The organism is Delftia sp. ZNC0008 (assembly GCF_000799035.1).
Lineage (GTDB): Bacteria > Pseudomonadota > Gammaproteobacteria > Burkholderiales > Burkholderiaceae_C > Comamonas > Comamonas tsuruhatensis.
In genome coordinates, this window is sequence record NZ_JTKZ01000553.1 from 1 (window position 1) to 4,648 (window position 4,648).

Annotated in this window: 1 protein-coding gene and 1 pseudogene; both read right to left on the reverse strand. The window is 72.2% G+C overall.

Annotated elements, in window-relative coordinates:
• Positions 1-174: 174 nt before the first annotated feature.
• Entirely contained in the window at positions 175-3,999 is a 3,825-nt protein-coding gene (gene recB / locus L995_RS18370; RefSeq protein ID WP_047472910.1) for an exodeoxyribonuclease V subunit beta, read from the reverse strand.
• Positions 3,996-4,648: pseudogene (locus L995_RS18375) on the reverse strand (exodeoxyribonuclease V subunit gamma); the annotation flags it as partial. The gene recB and the pseudogene L995_RS18375, both read right to left, overlap by 4 nt.

Genomic DNA, 4,648 nt, shown 5'->3' on the forward strand with positions numbered 1-4,648 from the left:
CATCCAGCCGGCGCAGCAGGCCCGCGTCGGCCCAGCGGCGCAGCAGGGCCAGCACTTCATTGGTGTCTGGCGGCACGGCGCCCGGCGAGTCGTCGCCCGGCGGTTCGCCGCCCGGCCGTTCATCGAACAGGTCCAGCGTGGCCGTATCGATGGTGCGCGAACGGGGGCGCGGGCTCATGGCAGTTCCTCCGCGTTGGCGCGGCCGGGACCGAGCAGTTCATCGAGCGCATCAAGCAAGGGCAGCTCGGGCGCCATGGCATGCATGCCACCGGCCGGGCCATCGATGCCGCGCAGAAAGTAGTACAGCGCGCCGCCCAGCTGGCGCTGCGGCTCGTAGGCCGTGCCCAGCCGGCTGCGCAGCAGCCGGTGCAGGGCCAGCAGGTAGAGCGCGGCCTGCACGTCGTAGCGGTGGTGGAGCATGGCGCGGGCCAGGGCCTCCTGGCCGTAGGCGGCGCCGTCCGGGCCCAGGTGGTTGCTCTTGTAGTCAAGCACCCAGTAGCGGCCCTCGTGGCAGAACACCAGGTCGGCAAAGCCCATGAGCATGCCGTGCAGCGAGCGCTGGGGCAGCGCGGGCCGCTCCTGCCCCGGCAGGATGAAGCGCCGGCACAGCTGGTCGATGCGCTCGGCCGGCAGCTGGCGCGCGGGCAGCCAGAACTCCATCTCCGACAGTTGCGGCCCCAGCGTGGCCAGCGTGACATCCAGCGGCACCAGCGGCTGGTGGACCACGGCCGTGAGCCAGGCCAGCAGGTCGCGCGCCTGCTCGCCCCGGCCCGCGCGCTCGCAGCGGCGCACCAGGCGATCAGCGAGCGCACCCTGGCCGTCCACGGGCAGGGCAAAGTCTTCGCCGCCCAGCCATTCCAGTTGGTCGTGCACGAAGTTGCCGACCACGGGGCCGCGCAGAAAGCGGTGCCAGACCGCAGGCCCACCGGCCGGTCCATTCTGCAGGGGCTGCAGGCCCGCCAGGCCGGCGATGTCCGCCAGTTCCGGCGATGGCGGCGGCTCCAGCGCCTGCTCATCCTCGGCCGGGCGCTGCACGGCCACGGGCAGCACGGGCAGGCTGGGCGCGGCCATGGCGCGCACCAGGGCAGAGAAGCTGCCGATGCCCCAGCGCGTGTCGAAGCGTGCGTCGTAGGGCCGGGCATCGTGCAGCGGCGTGGCAGCGTCCGGCGGCTGCCAGCGCGTGCGCTGCAGTGGCACGGCATCCAGGTCGCGCCAGGCCATGTGCGGGTCTTCGCTGCACAGCTGCTGCAGGCCGTCGCGCCAGCCCTGGGCCGAGCGCGGCTCGGTGCCGCCCAGCAGGTAGCCGGCTGCGCCCTGCTCGTTCACGCAGGCCTTGCCGTTGCCGCGCTTTAGCGGGGCCAGGCCCAGCCACAGCGCATGGCGCGGGCGGGTGAGCGCCACATAGAACAGGCGCAGGTCCTCGCGCAGCCGCTCGCGGTCGGCCTGGGCCAGATCCTCGTCGCTGAAGTCCAGCAGCAATCGGCGGGCGGGAGCCGCATCGTCTTGCGACTCGTCCTGCGCGGACAGGGTCAGGAACGGCGTTCTGGCCCGCTCCATGGGGCGGAAGCTGCCCGCAAACGGCAGGCAGACCAGCGGGTACTCCAGGCCCTTGCTCTTGTGCACGGTGACGAGCTTGACCAGGTCGGCATCGCTTTCCAGGCGCACCACCTGCTCTTCGCTGCCGCTGCCCGGCGTCTCGATCTGGGTAGCCAGCCAGCGGATCAGGGCCTGCTCGCCCTCCAGCTGGGCGCTGGCGGTCTGCAGCAGCTCGGCCAGGTGCAGGTAGTTGGTCAGGCGCCGCTCGCCGCCCATGGCCGGGTCCTGCAGCCAGCGCACGGGCAGGTCCAGCCGGTACAGGGTCTGGCGCAGCATGGCCAGCACGCCCAGGCGCAGCCAGATGCTGTGCAGTTCGCGCAGCTGCTCGCTGCGCACGTCAAAGGCTTCCTCGTCGGCGGCCAGCCAGGCCAGCTCGTCCAGCGACAGGCCGATGAGCCGCGTGGCCAGGCCCGCGCGCACGGCCTGGGCGTCCAGCGGCGCGGCAACGGCGCGCAGCCAGTACAGCAGGTCATGGGCCTCGTCGCTGGCGAACACCGAATCCTGGTCCGACAGGTAGACCGAGGCCACGGCGCGCGCCTGCAGCTCTCGGCGCACGGCGGCCGCCTCTCGGCCCGTGCGCACCAGCACGGCGATGTCGGCAGGCCGCAGGCGCACAAGGCGGCCATCGGGCTGCACAAAGCCGGCCTGCGGGTCGGTCAGCCACTGCACGATCTGCTCGGCGCAATGGGCCGCAAAGCGCCGCCGCACCTCGTCGGCCGCCAAAGGCAGGGGAATGCCGGTGTCCTCGTCGCGGCCCGCGCTCCAGGCTACGGTGAGGGCGGGCATGGCGCCGTCGCGCGTGTGCAGCTGTTCACTGCGCCCCTGGGCAGCCACGGGCTCGAACGGCAGCGGGTTGTGGCTGCCGCGCCGGAACATGAAGGCGCCCTCGCCCGGCCGCTTCTCGGCCTGCGCGAACCAATGGTTGACGGCGCCCACCAGCGCCTCGGTAGAGCGGTAGTTGGTGCCCAGCACGTAGTGGCGGCCCTCGGTGGCGCGGCGCGCCTGCAGGTAGCTGTGGATGTCGGCGCCGCGAAAGCCGTAGATGGACTGCTTGGGGTCGCCGATCAGCAGCAGGGCGCTGTGCGGGTCGTTGGCCGCCGTGCGGTAGATCTGGTCGAACAGGCGGTACTGCAGCGGCGAGGTGTCCTGGAATTCATCGATCAGCGCCACCGGGTACTGGGCCAGGATGCGCTCACGCAGCACGGCGCCGTTGTCGCCGGCCAGGGCCGTGTCCAGGCGCTGCAGCATGTCGGCAAAGCCGAAGCTGCCGGCCTGGCGCTTGAGGTGGGCCAGCCGCTGCGCCACGCGCGCGGCCGCATGCAGGCGCACGGCCACGCTGACGGGCGGCAGTTGCTCCAGCTGCACCAGCAGCGCCTGCAGCTCGGCCAGCTCCAGCGGCATGAGCACATCGCCGGCCGACCCCTTGAAGGCCTCGGCCAGGCCTTCGGGGCTGAGGCGGTGGCGCGCGGCCTCGGTCAGCGCCAGCGGGCCGTCCAGCGGGGCGCGCGACCAGTCGGCCAGAGCGGCCAGCCAGCCGGTGTAGCGCGCGGGCTGCAGCTTGCGCTTGTCCCACAGCGCGCCATGGCCGTCGAGCTGTCCATCCAGCCACAGCTGCAGGCGCTGTGCCTTGTCGTCCCAGCCGGCCGCCAGGGCCAGCAGGCGGCTGCGGCGCTGCTCCATGGCGCGCTGCAGGCAGTCGGCCAGGCTGCCCTCGCCCGCGCCGGGCACGGGGGGCTCGCGCAGCAGGGCGCGCATGTCATCGACCAGGGCGCCGACGTGGGGCCAGATCTTCAGGACCTCGTCCAGCAGCTCGTCGGACAGCGGGTAGCACTGCTGGCGCCAGTAGTCCTGCGCGGCCTCGGTCTGTCGCTGGCTTTCGTCAGGCTCCAGCGTTTCGTCGAAGAGGTTGCCGCTGTCGAAGGCATGCTCGCGCAGCATGCGCTGGCACCAGGCGTCGATGGTGTGGATGGCCGCGTCGTCCATGCATTCGGCGGCCATGGCCAGGCGCCAGGCCGCGCGTTCACGGGCCGCGCCTTCAGGGTAGGCCTCGCGCAGCGCGTGCAGGAAGCCGTCGTGGGGCGCGGGCTCGGCCTCGCCGCGAAAGCACTGCACGGCCTCGATCAGGCGCCTGCGTATGCGGTCGGACAGCTCGCGCGTGGCCGCGCGCGTGAAGGTCATGACGAGGATGTCGGGCGGCATCAGCGGGCGCTCGAAGGCCGTGCTGCTGATGCCGTCCGGGCTGCCCTCGCCATGCCCCAGCACCAGGCGCAGGTAGAGCGCAGCGATGGTCCAGGTCTTGCCGGTGCCGGCGCTGGCCTCGATCAGGCGGCTGCCCCACAGCGGAAAACACTGTGCGTCGAGCACATGGCTGGTCACGCCGCCGGTCACTTCGCTGGTGCTCATGGTGCATCCGCCTGGTAGGGCTGGACCTGCACCTGCGCGGCCACCCAGTCGAGCAGCGGCGCGTGGACGGCATGGGCCAGGGCCTCGAAGCGCCCATCGGCGACCAAGGCCTCGAAATCGGGATAGCAGCGGGCCCAGGACGGGTCCTCGCCCTCGCCGCCGACCAGATGACCACCCTCATAGGCCTGCTGGGCCGCAGCGGGAAAGCCTTCGGCCATGGCCAGGCCGCTGCGCAGCGGCAGGGGCAGCGGACCGTTCTGGCCTTCGCGCCACAGGGCCATCAATTCACGCAGCCGTGCCAGCGCGTCGGAAGGGTCCATGGGCAGGACCTGCACCAGGCCGTCGCGCGCCACCACGCGCAACTCGGCCTGCGAGCCGCTGGCGGCCAGCGCCAGGCTGCGCAGGTAGACCGGCATGAGCTTGTCGGCATGGGGCCTGCCCTTGGCATTGAGCAGGTTGCGCGGGTCCAGCAGCAGCCAGCACTGTGCGTCGTCCGCATCGGGGGACTCTTCGGTTTCGCAGGACTGGCGCAGCCCGTCGATCCAGTCGTCGAACACCAGGCCATCGTCCTCGATCAGCAGCCGCCTGCGCGGCGCGGGATGGGCATACCGATCCAGTTGCTGGAGCCAGGCCCGCAGCGAAGGCGTGA

What these genes read in the sequence shown, in the direction of transcription:
- recB (WP_047472910.1), bottom strand. Translation starts at nt 3,999, where the DNA reads ATGAGCACCAGCGAAGTGACCGGCGGCGTGACCAGCCATGTGCTCGAC.